The following is a 16,046-nucleotide window of genomic DNA, read 5'->3' on the forward strand; positions in this document are numbered from 1 at the left end:
ATACGATCATGCAAAAAACGAACAGCATAAAAAAGCACTTGAGCTTTTCCTATATCTTCATCATCGTCCTCATGATCATACCGACGGCTTATTCCATAATTGCGCAGCGCATGTACACGCTGCAGTACGATAAAATCATTACCAACGTGAGCCGTGCGAACAGGCTGAGCCAAATCGTCAAAACCGAAATTTCCGACGAAATATGGAACATCGTTGCGGGAAAAGTCGATTTTGCCGAAGGACGGCAATACGTCATACTCGAACGCATACGGTCGGGCATCGCCGAGATCGCGCGCTCGACGATACGCGATGACAACCGGCAGCTGCTTGTCGTCGTTTCGCGGGCGGAAAAAACGCTTGAAAATTACGTCGATATGCTCGGCAGGCAAATAGACTCGGGCACAACGGTCGCCGAAAACGAAAAGACGATGGATGAAATACGCGGCGTATCATCGCTCATCTACGACATTTTGCAGGATTACATCGTCGCGGAAATCGAATCGTCGACGAATACGAACGAAAGTTTAAAACACTCGTCGATCACGCTTATGTATATACAGATCGGCATCATAATAATTATTATTATGATTTCCGTGTACGCGTTCACTTCGGTATCGGAAAACATACGGCGTCCGATCCACGACATGGAAATACTGTCGTCGCGCATCGCGAACGGAGACTTGAGCGCGCGTGCGGAAAAGCCCTATGTAGAAGAGCTCGACAACCTTGCGCTCAATCTTAACATTATGGCGGGAAAGATAACCGACCTCATCGATGAAAATATTAAAGAGCAGCAAAATCTGCAAAAGGCGGAAATGAAAACGCTGCAGGCGCAGATTACACCGCACTTTTTATACAATACATTCGATACGATTATCTGGCTCGCCGAATCGGAAAAAAAAGACGCCGTCATAAAAATAACGCGCGCGTTTTCCGATTTTTTTCGCATTTCGCTGAGCAAGGGACACGAGTGGATAACGATCGCGCAGGAACTCGATCACGTGCGGAATTACCTGACGATCCAGCGTATCCGCTATGCCGACATCCTCGACTATACGCTCGATGCCGACGAAGGGATCGGCGACATCCCCGTCCTTAAATTGGTTTTGCAGCCGCTCGTCGAAAACGCGATCTATCACGGTATCAAAAATAAACGAGGGCGGGGGATTATCTCGGTAACGGCAAAAAAAACTGCGGCAGCGGACGGCGGCGATACGCGCATACGATTTACCGTCGAAGATAACGGCATAGGATTTACGGAAGAGCGGCTTAAAATCATCCGCGATGAGTTGCTGCAAACGTCTCCTGCGGAAAACCTGCACACATACGGTCTGTACAATGTGAACAAGCGCCTCAATCTGTATTACGATACGTCGGTGTCGCTTTCGATAACGAGCGAACGAGGCAAAGGGACGCGCGTTTCGTTTACGGTGCCCGTCGAAACGTACGGGAGCGGGGGATAATATGTACAGCGTTTTTATCGTCGACGATGAAATGATCGTCCGCGAAGGTCTCCGTACAAAAATCGATTGGGAAAAGTCGCGCTTTTCGTTTGCCGGCGAAGCGGGCGACGGAGAAATCGCGCTTTCGATGATACAGGATATAAAGCCGGACATCCTCATCACCGATATCAAAATGCCGTTTATGGACGGGCTCGAACTCGCGCAGGCGGTAAAAAAATTGCAGCCGAAAATATCGATCATCATCCTGTCCGGACACGACGAATTCGATTACGCAAAAAAAGCGATTTCGATCGGTGTGGAAGATTATATTTTAAAACCGTTTACGCTCGACGAAATTCTTCGCTGCTTAAACCGCGTTGCCGAAAAGCTCGACCTGGAGCGCCGGCAATTTACCGACATCTCGCGGATGAAAGCGGAACTCGAATCGAATATCGTGCTCGCTCGCGAAAAGCTTTGTTCGGATATCGTACTCGGCGCACTCGATACGCATACGGCCATCCAAAAAGCGGAAGCGCTCGGCATCAATCTCGTCGCGCGCTTTTATATCGTAAGCGTCAGCACGATCGCAAACGCGGACGATACGGTCGATGCGTTGATCGCCGCAAAATCGATTGTCCTGTCGGTAAGCGCAAGCATGCCCGACAGCATCGGATTTTTTATCGCGCCCGATACCTTCGTTTCGATCATCAAAAGCGGCGCAAAAGAATCGTGCGAAGAGGCGGCGTTCAACATCGCCGACACGATCCGGCATGAAATCGCAAAAAACACGACGTGCACGGTCATTACCGCGATCGGTTCGGTCGCCGAACACATATCGCACATCGTCAATTCGTTTCAAGACGCATCGTCGATTTTAAAACGCTGCCGCATTTCGGACAAAAATAAAATAATAAGTGCGGGCGATATCGACGCATCGCAAAATAATTCCATCGTGCTGCAGGAAAACGATCCGCTGGTCGAACGCCTCAATTATGCCGACGAAAGCGAAATCGATCAAATCATACGGGAATACATAGCGCTGCTCGGCGACAATCGGGAGCGCTTTTCGATCATCGCATCCTATCTTCTCGTCGACGTGATCATGGCGGTGTCGAAGATAATCGAACAGTTCGGCGGAAACATTCAAAGCGTTATGCCGGAAATCCTCACGCACGCGTTTATCGACGCCGCCGTGCAGAACGAAAAAACCTTTATCGCGGAAATCGAAAAAGTGCTCGTTTCCGTGCTGCGCTACCGCAACGAGCACGTACGCGGACACTACGCCGACGTCATCCTTCGCGCAAAAAAATATATCGACGCGAATTTTGCAGACCCCGACATTTGCCTGCGTTCGGTTGCGGACGCGGTGCATTTCAGTCCGAATCATTTCAGCACGATATTTTCGCAGGAATGCAATACGACGTTTATCGAATATTTAACGGGAGTGCGGATTGCCCGCGCAAAAAAATTATTAAAATCGACCGATATGAAAAGCGCGGACATCGCATACAAAACAGGTTTCAACGATCCGCACTACTTCAGTTTTATTTTCAAAAAAGTGACCGGGCTTTCGCCGCGCGAATACCGAGCCGATCCGACAAACGATACATACGCACCGCGGCAATCCGGCTCGGTTTCGGACAACGGTTGAGCGTTTCTAAAACACGGTCGGATGCTTGGAAAGGCACGGCTAATTATTTTTTTCATATTGTCCGGGAAGCGATCATTTTTTCAACGCGAGCGTACACCGTTCAACTTCGTCGAATGTCGGGATCGACGGGGATGCGCCTTTTCGTGACACCGCAATGGACGACGCTTTCGATGCGTATTCGAGCGCTTTTTCGACGGGCATGCCGAGTGCGCGGCACACGATAAAATAGCCGGTAAAAGTATCGCCGGCCGCCGTCGTGTCGACAACGTCCACGTCGTAAACTCCGTGGCGGTACGTGCCGCTCGCATCTTTGTAGGCGACGCCGTGTTTTCCGAGTGTCAGCACGACCGACGCGCTGCTGAATTTTTGTGTCACGGCGCGAAGGAGTTCATCGCCGTCTCCGAGAGGCGTTTCCGCGATATCGGCCGCTTCCACTTCGTTTACGAGAAAACAATCGACATAGTGCAGCGGCAGATCGAGAATGCTTTTTTCGAACGGCGACGGATTGAAAAAAATCACGAGTCCGCGCTCATGCGCCTTTTCGATGATGTAATCGAGCATATTTATTTCGTTTTGGAGGATAATAAAATCACCTTTTGAAAAATGAGCGAGCACGCCGTCGACAAAATCCTTCGTCTGCATTTTGTTCGTTCCGGCGTAATAGATGATGCTGTTTTGCCCCGATGCGTCCACTTGGATAAGCGCGTGTCCTGACGGCGCATCGTATTCGCCGAGCAAAGCCGTGTCGACGTTCATATCGATGATCGCCTGTTTTAAAATCGCGCCGTCGTTTTTACCGATCCCGCCCGCGATGCAGATTTCAATACCGGACGCTTTGCCGAGCGCGCGGGTAAGCGCCGTCGTCTGATTCAATCCTTTGCCGCCGGGAAATATGTCGCGCCGCACGGCCGCAAGCGTTTCTCCCGGACGCACGAAATGCGGCACCGTATAGACATAATCGATGTTCAACGAACCGAAATTGACTATTTTCATATTTCCTCCGAAACCCGACAGCTCTTTTTGTTACAGTATACCGCATGAAGTACCGATTGGAACAGCAGGATACCGCGATATTCTTAATTAAAATTGTGTTTTCTTATTTTCCCTGTGTCAATAAATTTTTTGTTGACAGCCGGAGTTTTTTTTATTATTCTTAATAAAGACAGGTTTATGTAGTCTTTTCAAGATTGCACAAAAATCAAACGTTTTAACAAGAGGTCTATATGTCAAAGGAATTGGAATCGAAATTAAATCTGTATCTTGCAAATCAGATGATCGATTATGTCAAAAAACATAATCTCCATTGGAACTTAAAGGGTACTCAGTTTTTTACCCTTCATGCAAAACTCGAAGAGTTGTACGAAGAAGCGGGCGACATCCTCGATGAAGTTGCCGAACGCATTCTCGCCCTCGGAGGCAATCCCGTTTCAAATATGAAAGAAGCGCTCGAGATGGCGACGATCAAAGAACTCGGTGACGGTCCGAAATCCGCCGACGAAACGATCCGCGCCCTTATTTCCGACACCGACTATTGGATCAAAGATTCGAAAGAAATCGCCGATCTTGCGGACAAAGAGGGCGACAGCGTTACCAACGATATGTTCAACGGCTACACGAAAGCATATCAAAAATTGGCGTGGATGTTGAAAGCGTATAACAGCTGATAACGGTCTTTTCCGCGAAAATGCGGGAAAACGTAAAAAACGCGGCATTTGCTTCATTGAAAGCGGTGCCGCGTTTTTTATTCGTACGGAGGATTTAATACCCCGTCGCTTTGCGTCGAGGTATGTCGATTCCTTCGCGTAAGATAACGTTATTTTCGAAAATTATCCAAAACACCGAACATACCGGTAAGCGATGCGCTTTCGATCTCGTGCCCCGAAATCGCGTTTTTGAGCGCTTGCACGTCGCTGCCTGCGGGAAGATCGAGCACCGCGTCGAGCGCATAGAGGTAAAAGATATAGCGGTGTGTACCGAACGGCGGCTGCGGGCCGTTGTAGCCGCACGTACCCCAACTCGTTTTCCCTTCGAGGGCGCCGCGAGGAACGGCTCCCTCCCCTATCGTTGCCGTTTCGGGCGGGATATTCCATAGCGTCCAATGATAAAAACCTCCCGCCATCGGTGCATCCGGATCGTGCATGATGACGGCAAGGCTCTTTGCGCCGCCGGGCACACCTTCGATTTTCAGCGGCGGAATGCGGTTCGCTCCCATTTTTGCAAATTCTTTCGGCAATTTTTTACCGTCGGCAAAGGCCGTACTTGTCAATTTCATAAAGCGTTCCATACCTCCGCTTTTCATTGTATCGCAAGTGCGCGGAAAGTCAACACACGCGCTGTGCCGCAGTATCCCGCGGGCAGCGTAAAAACGATATCGATAAAAAAACACAAAAAACTCACCGCTTGTATAAGACACCGATACTCGGTATCCTTTTGTTATCCTTGCGGAAACGAAATACGCGAACGAAATCGATGCAGAGCAGCGCATTCGGGAGTTGGGTATGAATAAACTGAAAATCATCGCCGCCTTTGTTTTCGTCTTTGCGGCGCTCGGCGTACACGCGCAGCCGAAAGAACGGAAATCGCTCGTCGTCTATTTTTCCCGCGCGGACGAAAATTCCAAAGTCGGCTACATAGCCGAAGGCAATACCGCGATCGTTGCAAAACTCATCGCTGAAAAAATGAACGCGGACGTATTCGAAATCGTACCGGAAAAACCGTACCCCGCCGATTACGAAAGCTGCGTCGCATATGTAAAAAACGAACAGCGGAATAATGCACGTCCCGCCTATACGGGTGATGTCGATATCTCGCCTTACGATACGATCTTTATCGGCTATCCGATTTGGTGGGGCGACTTGCCGCCGGTCGTGTATACGTTTATCGAAGAACACGATATGGACGGAAAGATGATCATTCCGTTTTGTACGCACGAAGGAAGCGGTATGGCGGGAACCGCCCGCGTGTTCCGCCGCATGTTTAAGCATTCGACGGTAAACAGCGGTATTTCGGTGCTCGGTCACGTCGCGCAAAACGACAGACACAAAGCGGATATCGCGGTAACGACGTGGCTCAAGCTGACGCTGCGCTTTATACCGTAATTTATTAATTTTTTCTCTGCGGGGCGTTGCGGGGGCAGGAGCACATAGAATCCGCCCTCGCTCGAAAGGGGTCGGGTGAAGAGCGAAGCTCTGAACCGAGGGGAAAGGCTTTTCCCCTCAAAAAAATAAAAAAATACTATCGTTGCGCATTCGCTCTTCTTGTGATATATTTTTTTATTATGAAAGGTATCATCCTTGCAGGCGGATCGGGTACGCGCCTTTATCCGATTACGAAAGCGGTTTCAAAACAGATTTTGCCGCTCTACGACAAACCGATGATTTATTACCCGCTGTCGGCGCTCATGCTTTCGAAAATCCGTGAAGTTTTAATAATTTCAACGCCGCGCGATCTGCCTGTCTTTGAAGAACTGCTCGGAGACGGAAAGCAGCTCGGTATGCGTTTCGAATATGCGGTACAGGACAAACCTCGCGGACTTGCGGACGCCTTTATCGTCGGAAAGAATTTTATTAAAAACGATACGGTCGCGCTGGTGCTCGGCGACAATGTCTTTTACGGGCAGGGATTTTCGCGCAATCTTTCAAACGCGGTTGAACGAGTCGAAACAAAAGGCGGTGCGGTCATTTTCGGTTACTACGTCAAAGATCCGAGCGCATACGGTGTCGTCGAATTCGATACAGACGGCAAAGCGGTCGGCATCGAAGAAAAGCCCGCTCATCCGAAAAGCAATTACGCGGTGCCGGGTTTGTATTTTTACGATAACGATGTCGTCGACATTGCATCGAACGTACAGCCGTCGGCGCGGGGAGAAATCGAAATCACGTCGGTAAACAACGCGTATCTCGAACGCTCCGCTTTGTCGGTCGAACTGCTCGGTCGCGGCATGGCCTGGCTCGACACCGGCACCTACAACGATTTGCTCGAAGCGGGCAACTTTATCGCGACGATCGAAAGGCGGCAGGGTTTGTACGTATCGTGCATCGAAGAGATCGCGTATCGGAACGGCTGGGTTTCACGGGACGATTTGTTAAAACTCGCGGACGGCTACAAAACGGATTACGGCAGATATCTCGAATACATCGCAAGTTTGTGATGCGGTCTGTACGCACGGCGCGGGCGCTGAAAGGTATACGCATTTTTGCTGATATGCGCCTCGTGCGATACGATATAAATTATTAATTTTGGAGAGTGCGGTGTCGTTCGCGTTTAATCAATGCTCGATTGACGGAGTCCCTATTGAGGGGCTTTTTGAAATAGTACCGAAAGTGTTCGGAGATGCGCGCGGGTATTTTTTCGAATCCTACAGCGCGCGCGACTTTGCCGCCGCAGGGATCGATGCGCGCTTTGTGCAGGACAATCAGTCGCGATCGACAAAGAGCGTTTTGCGCGGTCTGCATTTTCAAACGAAACATCCGCAGGGAAAACTCGTGCGCGTCATATCGGGCAGCGTATACGATGTCGCTGTCGATTTACGAAACGATTCTCCGACTTTCGGAACATATTGCGGAGTGGTGCTTGACGGAGAAAAGCAAAATCAATTTTACATTCCGAAAGGCTTCGCGCACGGATTTTACGTGTTGAGCGGTGAGGCGATTTTTGCGTACAAGTGTACCGATTTTTACGATCCTACAGGTGAAGGCGGTATTATGTGGAACGACAAAACGATCGGAATCGATTGGGAGCGCGCGGCTCCGGGTATGACGCCGCTCCTTTCGGAAAAGGATAAAAAACATCCCTCATTCGATAAAGATACACGCTATTTTTCAAAGGACGGTATATGGCTCGGAAATTAACGAATATCATGGTCACCGGCGGTGCCGGTTTTATCGGCTGTAATTTTATTCGCTTTTTGCTCGGAAACGAAAGCGGTTTTGCCGGGCGCGTCGTCAACGTCGATTGTCTCACTTATGCGGGCAACCTCGAAAGCCTTTCCGACATCGAAACCGAGTACGGCTCGTCGCGCTATTTTTTTGAAAAGGCCGACATCTGCGACAGGGCGGAAATCGAGCGTATTTTAAAACAATACGATATCGACACTATCGTGCACTTTGCGGCGGAAAGCCACGTCGACCGTTCCATTTTGGGACCGGAAACCTTTATTAAAACGAACGTCATGGGAACCTTTACGCTGCTCGATGCCGCACGCAATTTTTGGCAAAAGCCGGACGGCGTGATGCGCGAAGACGTGCTCTTTCATCACATAAGCACCGACGAAGTGTACGGCTCGCTCGGAGCGACGGGAGCTTTCACCGAAACGACGCCCTACGATCCGCGCTCACCGTATTCGGCGAGCAAAGCGTCGAGCGATCACATCGCGTCGGCATACAGCCACACGTACGGTTTGCCGCTTACGCTTTCGAACTGCTCGAACAATTACGGACCCTATCAGTTTCCCGAAAAACTCATTCCCCTCATGATCGCAAATATCCGAGACGGAAAGGAGCTTCCGGTATACGGCGAGGGTAAGAACGTGCGCGATTGGATTTACGTCGAAGATCACAACCGCGCGGTTTGGCTTATTTTGCAAAAAGGCGAGGCCGGACAAAAATACAATATCGGCGGAGAAAACGAACTGCAAAATATCGAACTGCTGCAAAAACTCATCGAGCTTACGGCGGGCGAACTGCATAAAGACGTCGCCGACGTTGAAAAGACGATCGTCCATGTAAAAGACCGCCCCGGACACGACCTCCGCTACGCGATCGACTGCACGAAAATCAAAACCGAACTCGGCTGGCAGCGTAAAGTTTCGTTCGACGAAGGACTTCGCCGTACGGTGTCGTGGTATCTTTCGCATCGGGATTGGATCGATCATATCCTCTCCGGCGAATACAAAACCTGGATTGCGGAAAATTACACGAAGCGGTGAGAAAAAGATATAAAGCTGCTGAATAAAAAATATATTTTCGCATATCAATAGTTTTCACATTGTCAATTTTATTTTTTTGCAGATAATTTTCTTTTATCGTTATTAAATTTCTTCTTGACAAAATGGGGGGGGGGGGGTAATATAGTAGAAAGTATAATACAAGGGGGCTATAGGAAATGAAAAAACTCTGTGCGGTTTCGGCAATGCTCTTGTTTGTATTGCCGTTTTGTTTTGCGCAAAACTTTTTGCCGAAAGGGACGTATCGTTCTCCGTTTGAAAACGGTATGTCCGCAATAAGCAAAGGCGGAGGCATACGGGGGCAGCGTTTTCTTACGCCGATCATCGGATATGAAAATTATGTTGTTCCGGGTGAAAGTAATGCAAATGCGGCGTTATTGGGCTTGGATTTTATGTACCGCAGAAATTCGGGCTTTACCGTTTGGTTCAACAACGCTCTCATTTTAGGGAATGCTATTTATACGACTCGCACATATACATACGATTATTATACACATACATACTATTATGATAGGTATAGGGCGGGCGGTTTCGTATCCGGCTGGGCGGGCGAGTTCCTTTTAGGATATTCGAAAACGGCAAGGAATCACCAATTCGATTTCGGGGCGGGGCTGCAAACGGCATTCGGATTCGGAGATGCAGTTTTAGCCGAATTCGCAGCACTCGCATTTCGCTTCGATTATGCGTGTTTTTTCAACGGCAAAGTCGGCATAACGGCCTGCATTACGGACGGATTGGGATACGGAAAGGTAGGATATTCGCCGGGCTTTATGAACGCTTTCAGCATAAAACTCGGACCGATTTTTAAATTATAATCAATTTATTTTGAGGAGCATTAATATGAAAAAATTTTTCAGTCTTTTTTCGGCGGCGGCAACGATATTGATTTTGGCATCCTGTTCGAGCATTCCGCCTTCCGTAAGTGAAATAAACAGAATGCGGCACAACGAACCGGTAATGTCGGAAATTCCTTATGAAGCGTATACGGCAGTCGGCCGCGTAAGCGGAGAAGGGAGCGTTTCAAGCGTACGGACATCGACCGGTTTATTTGAGGGCGATACCGGAAATTACGGCAGCCTGGATAATTTCGACGCCATCTACCTTAACATCAGCGAAAAAACGGTAATCGCTCCGCCGACGCCGTTCGACGCGGCGCTTGCCAATGCGGTATACAAAATGGTCGAACGCGCCGACGAACTCCAAGCCGATGCGGTTATTTTCGTACGCACAAAAACGAAGATAACCGATGACAAAGGCAAGCGAACGGTTTCCGTTCACATAAGCGGTTTAGCGGTAAAATTAAAGTAAAATCGAATATCGATGCGGTCGAAAAAACGAAAGTCCGAACGAGCCGTTGAAAAGTGCGTTCCGTTTAACGTTTTTTAAACGATTCGACCGCTCAATTCGGCATGAAAGTCCGTCCGAAGCCGCACGAAAGCGCTTTTTCGGCAGATTTTTGTGCCGATTTTTATTTTTGATTTATTGAAAATCACCTTGATTTATAGTCCGCAATCGTGTATACTGAATGTATCAATTTTATATTGGGGTACAGTGGGTATGAGTGATATTTATGTCAATTATAACGGAAAATCGGGATTCAGCAGAGCGTCCAACAAAGGTGCGCTTGCCGGTACGCCGATAAGTTATGCGGATTTCAAAGGTGTCAGCGGTGATATACAACCGGGCAGCGATGTCGCATACGGCATTACGATGAGTGACGGAGACGTACAGGATTTTATCGCGAACTACGAAGTGGAATCGATTTTTACCGACGCGGAAAGGGGCTGATTTTTCTTTCGAACGGTAGATCGCAGCCTGTTTTATTCCGCAACTGATTCGCAAGGGAAACTTCGTTCCGAGGGGACGAAGTTTTTTTATTTTATCGTCGGCAGGAAAATTATTAATTATGACGGAATTACTTCTCAAATACGGATGTAACCCGAACCAAAAACCTTCCCGCGTGTTCGTGGAAAAAGGAGAGCTGCCGTTTGCCGTTTTAAACGGGAAACCGGGCTATATCAATCTGCTCGACGCGCTGAACGGCTGGCAGCTTGTCAAAGAACTGCGTGCCGTAAGCGGTATAAGCGCCGCGGCTTCGTTCAAGCACGTGTCGCCTGCGGGAGCCGCCGTCGGTTTGCCGCTTTCCGATACGCTCAAGCGCATATATTTTACGGGAGATGTCGAACTTTCGCCGCTCGCTTCCGCCTATGCCCGTGCGCGCGGCGCCGACCGTATGTCGTCGTTCGGCGATTTTATCGCACTGTCCGATCCTTGCGACGAAGCGACGGCTCGCCTCATCGCAAAAGAAGTGTCCGACGGCGTTATCGCGCCCGGCTACGACGGCGCCGCACTCGATATTTTAAAAGCGAAAAAAAAAGGCGCATACGTCGCCCTTCAAATAGACGGCTCTTATGTGCCCGAAGAAATCGAACGGAAACAAGTGTTCGGTATTACGTTCGAACAGGGACGAAACAACGCAGTCATCGACTCGTCGTGTTTGAAAAATATCGTAACGAAAAACAAAACGCTTTCCGATACCGATACATTGAATTTATTAATTTCGCTCATCGTACTCAAGTATACGCAGTCGAACAGCGTCGCCTTTGTCAAAGACGGGCAGGCGATCGGTGTCGGTGCGGGGCAGCAGTCGCGCGTTCACTGCACGCGCCTTGCCGCCGGCAAAGCGGATACGTGGTGGCTCCGCCAGTCGCCCCAAGCGCTCGCACTTGAATTCCGCGACGATATAAAGCGAGCCGAGCGCGACAATGCGATCGACGTATACGTCGGAAGCGAATCCGGCGACATACTTGCGGACGGTGTGTGGCAAAAAGTATTTAAAACGAAACCGCCCGTTTTTACGGAAGAAGAAAAGCGCATATGGATTTCGAAAAATACCGGTGTCGCCGTCGGAAGCGATGCATTTTTCCCGTTCGGCGACAACATCGAGCGCGCGCATAAAAGCGGAGCTTCCGTCGTAGCCGAACCCGGCGGTTCGATACGCGACGACGATGTCATACGTACGTGCGACGCATACGGTATGGTTATGGCCTTTACCGGCATGCGCCTTTTTCACCACTGAACAAGGCGCGACTTTTTTCCCGATGTACGATTCGGCGGCGCGCAGGCGATGTATCGCCGTTTTGCCGATCGGCCGCCGCTCGACATTTTACGGATCATGCAGAGCGCGCGCATTTTTGCGGCGGCTCCGCGTTTTCAGCGCTTTGCACCCCATCGGGCGTAGTAGCCGTCGAGCGATTTTTTGATGTCGTCGGTGATGATCGTTTTATCGCCGTGCGTGTAAAGCGCGTCGATAACGTCGTCCATCGAAACGATCGCGCGGGCGGGAAAGCCGTAGGATGCCGAGATTTCGTCGAGCGCGCTTTTGTCCGTCGTAAGTCCCTTTTCCATTCTGTTTATCGATACGATCAAACCGATGATCTTCGCTTTTTCACTCTGCGCTTTGATAATCGGATACGTCTCTTCGATCGATTTGCCGCTCGTCGTCACATCTTCGATTATTAAAACTCTGTCGCCGTCGGAAATTTTTCCGCCGAGCAAAATGCCTTCTTCTCCGTGGTCTTTCGCTTCTTTACGATTCGACGAATAGCGAACGGCTTTGCCGTACAATTCGTCATAAGCTATCGCCGTCGCGACGCCGAGCGGAATGCCCTTGTACGCAGGACCGAAAAGCACGTCGAAATCGTCGCCGAAATTGTCGTGAATCGCTTTCGCATAAAATTTGCCGAGCTGTAAAAGCTGAGAACCCGTCACGTATGCGCCTGCGTTGATAAAAAACGGGGAATGCCGCCCGCTTTTGAGCGTAAACGATCCGAACGCGAGTGCGCCGCACGAAACCATAAAATCGATAAATTCTTTTTGATAATCGGTCACAGCGCTTCCGACTTCGGCTGCAGTTTTTCCACTTCTTTTTGTGCGAGTCCGGTTGCCTTTGCGATATTTTCAATCGACAACCCCATATCAATTAAGTTCTTTGCCGTTTCGAGCCTCGCTTGATATGAGCCTTCGGAGATACCTTCTTGCTTGCCTTCAAGAATTCCTACACGCCGAGCATCCGCTTCAAATGCACTCATTATCATATATTCGCGCCTCCTATAAAAACTTTTGTAGGGAATATCAATTCCCGAAAAAGTTTTTAGCCGTGTGCGTCGAGCGCACAGACAATCTACGAGTTTGCAAGGCAAACTCGAGATAAAAAGTGTCGGCGCTATTGCAGCCGGCATTTTTTATTCGCCTTCTTTTGTCGTTTTGTTTTATCTCGTTTACTTTGTTTTCGAGTTCGATAATAAAATCACTGTTACTTTTCTTCCCATTCATATACTCTAAAAACGCTTGAAGTTCCGGTTTCTGCGTTTTTGCTGCTGCCCTGCTGTTAAGTATAACCTTTGTTATCCCGTCGGGCAACAGTATTTTGCCGTTTTCCGTGCAGGTTGTTTTAACGGAAAGAATTTGCCGATGCGTGCCTTCCGATATATGAAAAATATTATCCCGAAGTACTGGATGAGATCAAAGGGCTTGCGGACGGGCAGCGCAGTCCGCATGAAGATTTTTATACGTTTTTGCTGAGTATGTACTGCTTTGAATTTTCCAATCGATGTACATGTTTTGCCTTTGAGGATGACGAGCATATCGTATTTGCACGGAACAGCGATTTCCTTGTCAAACTGGAAAAGCTGTATATGAACTGCATGTATGCGCTCGACGGTGCGTACGCGTTTAATGGAAACACGACCGCGTTTATCGAAATGGAAGACGGAATAAACGAATACGGTTTAGCTGCGGGGCTGACTTTTGTGTATCCTGTCATAAAAAATGCGGGATTGAATTCGGGTATGCTGGTACGCTATATACTCGAAAAATGCAAAACGACGGAAGAAGCGATCGCGTGTATACGGACTTTGCCGATCGCATCTCAACAGACAATTTCCGTTATCGATAATACCGGAGCGATGGCAGTTATAGAATGTAATTGCCGCCGAATCGAAATCATAAAACCGACTGCCGATTGTAATTTTATTGCAGCGACGAACGGTTTCCATTCCGGAAAAATGAAACTGTACGAAAAGCACGGTATCGACGATTGGAGATCGGAAGAGCGCTATGAAGTTGCCCGTACGGCACTGAAAGAAAACCGACGCTGTTTTTCAACCGAATTGGCGGAATCGATTTTAAAAGGGCGCTTCGGATTTATGTGTCAGTATGACAGGAAGACCGGTGCCGATACCGTTTGGTCAGTCGTATACGACATCAAACATAAAAAAATATATCGTGCAGAAGGGAATCCCTGCAGAAAGCGATTCAGAGAGGACGCGCGGTTACGATTTATTTATTAATACATTATACAACGCACGCCTTGAGATGTATTACACCGCGCTTTCATACGCGGCACAGGACGCACCTTTTTTGACGACCGTTTCGTAGACGACGCGCTGCAAAAGAACGTCTTCGAAAAGCGCACCGCTCGAGCGGATTTCCATGTCGGCGCTTGCGATGCCGGCAAGGATCGCCGCAGTCTGTCCCGCCGTCCAAATCGAAGAGGCGCGGCTGTACTGCGCTTTCGCTTTTTTGCTCGAAAAGCCGTGCGTCTTTAACGTAAAATCGTCGATTTGTCCCGACGACGCGAGCGCGTGCCACAGCGCAAGGCGGCGGAAACACGAAGCGAGCCCCGCGAGTATCATCACCGGAGAAGAATCTTTTGAAAGACGGATTTTTTGCAGTACGTCGAGCGAAAGTTCGAGCCTTCGCGATGCGCTTTCACTCGATGCCATCGCCGCGAAGAGCGTAAAAGCGCTTTCGGCTCTGTTGTGCGAAAGCACCGCTTCGACGTCTTGGGGCGTGATTTCGTGCGATTTCGGAAAGAGCAAAAAAAATCGCGCGCATTCGGAACGGAGCGCCTGTGTATTGTTTTCGATCATGTCGAGGATATCTTCGGCGGCTTCTTCACCGATGCGGTATCCGTTTTTTCGGAAAAAGTTTATAAGCCACGGCACTTTCCGGTCTTCGAACATTTCCCAAAATATTTTTTTATGCGCGGAAGGCACAAGTTTTTCGAGCTTTGCGTCGACGGCGATTTCATCCGATACGAGGATGAGCGCGCTCGTCCCTTCCCCTGCGGTCTTTACCCATGCGGATATCGCACCGACGTCTTCCTTTTTTTTGATCGATTCCGCGGAACGTACGACGACGCACGATGCGTTTGTAAAGAGGGAGCCGCTCTGCAAAATCGTCACTATCTCCGAAACGGGCGTTTCGTTCGCATAAAAAAGGTATTCGTCGAGTTCTCCGTGCGCTTTTCGCATCGCCTCTTTTACGGCGGAAACAGCATCGTTCCGTTCGCCGAATTCGGGTCCGGTGTAAAGGTAGATCGGTGTATCCATATCAATAGGTGCGGACGATATTCGATAAGATGCCGACGACGCGGACATCCTGACTGTAGATCGCTTTGAATGCGGGGTTTTCCGGCTGCAATCGGATACGATTCTTTTCTTTGTAATACCGTTTTAAAGTGATGGCTTCGTCGATGACGGCGACGACGATCTGTCCGTTTTCCGCATCCGACGTCTGCTCGACGACCGCCAAATCGCCTTCGAGAATACCCGCGTCGATCATACTCTGTCCGCGCACGCGAAGGGCAAAATAACGCTTTCCCGGGCGTACGAAGGGTTCGGTCAAATTGACATAGCCGTCGAGATTTTCCGCGGCGAGGAGCGGCTTACCTGCGGCGACCGTTCCGAGAAGCGGCACTTTGTCGACGTAGGGACGTGGATCCTTGAGTTCGCCGTCGGCAAGCACGCGGATCGAACGCGATCGTTTTCGACACAGCGATAAAAATCCCTTGCGCTGTAAAGCCGCTATGTGATCCTGCACGGCGCGCAGCGATACGTCGAAGTGATCGCTTATTTCGCGCACGGTCGGCGGATACGAATTCTCTTCCGCAAAATCGGCGATAAACGTTAAAACCTGTTTTTGTCTGTCAGTAATTTCCTTCATG

General features: G+C 49.4%; 18 protein-coding genes. 12 read left to right on the forward strand and 6 right to left on the reverse strand.

All coding sequences use genetic code 11. From position 1 onward, the window contains the following. The first annotated feature begins 8 nt into the window (after positions 1–8). Together HRI97_RS12005 and HRI97_RS12010 are read left to right on the forward strand one after the other, a co-directional pair. Positions 9–1,463 carry a sensor histidine kinase gene (locus HRI97_RS12005; protein ID WP_253725716.1) on the forward strand — a complete coding sequence of 485 codons (1,455 nt, stop codon included), beginning with the start codon at positions 9–11 and terminating at the stop codon, positions 1,461–1,463. A 1-nt stretch (position 1,464) separates the two neighbouring features. Beyond that, positions 1,465–3,093, forward strand: a complete 1,629-nt coding sequence (locus HRI97_RS12010) for a response regulator (protein WP_253725717.1) — start codon at positions 1,465–1,467, stop codon at positions 3,091–3,093. A 72-nt stretch (positions 3,094–3,165) separates the two neighbouring features. On the opposite strand, the gene HRI97_RS12015 is transcribed toward HRI97_RS12010, so the two are convergent. After that, positions 3,166–4,086 carry a ribokinase gene (locus HRI97_RS12015; protein ID WP_253725719.1) on the reverse strand — a complete coding sequence of 307 codons (921 nt, stop codon included), beginning with the start codon at positions 4,084–4,086 and terminating at the stop codon, positions 3,166–3,168. Positions 4,087–4,316: 230 nt separating this feature from the next. Here HRI97_RS12015 and HRI97_RS12020 point away from each other — a divergent pair, with 230 nt between their 5' ends. Next, positions 4,317–4,757 (forward strand): Dps family protein, encoded by a 441-nt coding sequence (locus tag HRI97_RS12020; protein WP_180487359.1) that lies wholly within the window; start codon positions 4,317–4,319, stop codon positions 4,755–4,757. Positions 4,758–4,906: 149 nt separating this feature from the next. On the opposite strand, the gene HRI97_RS12025 is transcribed toward HRI97_RS12020, so the two are convergent. Beyond that, complete coding sequence (locus HRI97_RS12025; RefSeq protein ID WP_253725720.1) at positions 4,907–5,377, reverse strand: YbhB/YbcL family Raf kinase inhibitor-like protein; 471 nt, start codon at positions 5,375–5,377, stop codon at positions 4,907–4,909. Positions 5,378–5,591: 214 nt separating this feature from the next. Between HRI97_RS12025 and HRI97_RS12030 the strand changes: the two genes are divergently transcribed. The 8 genes from HRI97_RS12030 (at position 5,592) to HRI97_RS12065 (ending at position 12,116) form a co-directional block, all read left to right on the forward strand. Continuing rightward, a complete protein-coding gene (locus HRI97_RS12030) occupies positions 5,592–6,191 on the forward strand; it encodes a flavodoxin (protein ID WP_253725722.1) in 600 nt (199 codons plus the stop codon). A 179-nt stretch (positions 6,192–6,370) separates the two neighbouring features. Then, entirely contained in the window at positions 6,371–7,243 is an 873-nt protein-coding gene (rfbA, locus tag HRI97_RS12035) for a glucose-1-phosphate thymidylyltransferase RfbA (protein ID WP_253725724.1), read from the forward strand. A 100-nt stretch (positions 7,244–7,343) separates the two neighbouring features. Then, on the forward strand, positions 7,344–7,943 hold the full coding sequence (rfbC, locus tag HRI97_RS12040; RefSeq protein ID WP_436411279.1) for a dTDP-4-dehydrorhamnose 3,5-epimerase: 600 nt from the start codon (positions 7,344–7,346) through the stop codon (positions 7,941–7,943). Continuing rightward, positions 7,928–9,019 carry a dTDP-glucose 4,6-dehydratase gene (gene rfbB, locus HRI97_RS12045; RefSeq protein ID WP_253725728.1) on the forward strand — a complete coding sequence of 364 codons (1,092 nt, stop codon included), beginning with the start codon at positions 7,928–7,930 and terminating at the stop codon, positions 9,017–9,019. The genes rfbC and rfbB overlap by 16 nt, the downstream gene beginning before the upstream one ends. Positions 9,020–9,195: 176 nt before the next feature. After that, on the forward strand, positions 9,196–9,852 hold the full coding sequence (locus HRI97_RS12050) for a DUF2715 domain-containing protein (RefSeq protein ID WP_253725730.1): 657 nt from the start codon (positions 9,196–9,198) through the stop codon (positions 9,850–9,852). A 25-nt stretch (positions 9,853–9,877) separates the two neighbouring features. Beyond that, a complete protein-coding gene (locus tag HRI97_RS12055; RefSeq protein WP_253725732.1) occupies positions 9,878–10,345 on the forward strand; it encodes a heavy metal-binding domain-containing protein in 468 nt (155 codons plus the stop codon). A gap of 249 nt (positions 10,346–10,594) precedes the next feature. Then, entirely contained in the window at positions 10,595–10,825 is a 231-nt protein-coding gene (locus HRI97_RS12060) for a hypothetical protein (protein WP_253725734.1), read from the forward strand. A gap of 118 nt (positions 10,826–10,943) precedes the next feature. Next, on the forward strand, positions 10,944–12,116 hold the full coding sequence (locus HRI97_RS12065; protein ID WP_253725736.1) for a phosphoribosylaminoimidazolecarboxamide formyltransferase: 1,173 nt from the start codon (positions 10,944–10,946) through the stop codon (positions 12,114–12,116). 134 nt (positions 12,117–12,250) lie between these two features. On the opposite strand, the gene pyrE is transcribed toward HRI97_RS12065, so the two are convergent. Then, entirely contained in the window at positions 12,251–12,928 is a 678-nt protein-coding gene (pyrE, locus tag HRI97_RS12070; RefSeq protein ID WP_253725737.1) for an orotate phosphoribosyltransferase, read from the reverse strand. Next, a complete protein-coding gene (locus HRI97_RS12075) occupies positions 12,925–13,134 on the reverse strand; it encodes a hypothetical protein (RefSeq protein ID WP_253725738.1) in 210 nt (69 codons plus the stop codon). Before HRI97_RS12075 ends, pyrE begins: the two co-directional genes overlap by 4 nt. 417 nt (positions 13,135–13,551) lie before the next feature. On the opposite strand from HRI97_RS12075, the gene HRI97_RS12080 reads away from it, so the two are divergent. Then, entirely contained in the window at positions 13,552–14,388 is an 837-nt protein-coding gene (locus HRI97_RS12080) for a C45 family autoproteolytic acyltransferase/hydrolase (protein ID WP_436411280.1), read from the forward strand. Between the two features lie 30 nt (positions 14,389–14,418). On the opposite strand, the gene holA is transcribed toward HRI97_RS12080, so the two are convergent. Together holA and lexA are read right to left on the reverse strand one after the other, a co-directional pair. Then, positions 14,419–15,432, reverse strand: coding sequence for a DNA polymerase III subunit delta (gene holA / locus HRI97_RS12085; protein WP_253725739.1), 1,014 nt, complete (start codon positions 15,430–15,432; stop codon positions 14,419–14,421). A 1-nt stretch (position 15,433) separates the two neighbouring features. Further along, entirely contained in the window at positions 15,434–16,045 is a 612-nt protein-coding gene (lexA, locus tag HRI97_RS12090; protein WP_180487371.1) for a transcriptional repressor LexA, read from the reverse strand. Position 16,046: the final 1 nt, after the last annotated feature.

It is taken from the genome of Treponema socranskii subsp. buccale (genome assembly GCF_024181585.1).
Classification (GTDB): domain Bacteria; phylum Spirochaetota; class Spirochaetia; order Treponematales; family Treponemataceae; genus Treponema_D; species Treponema_D buccale.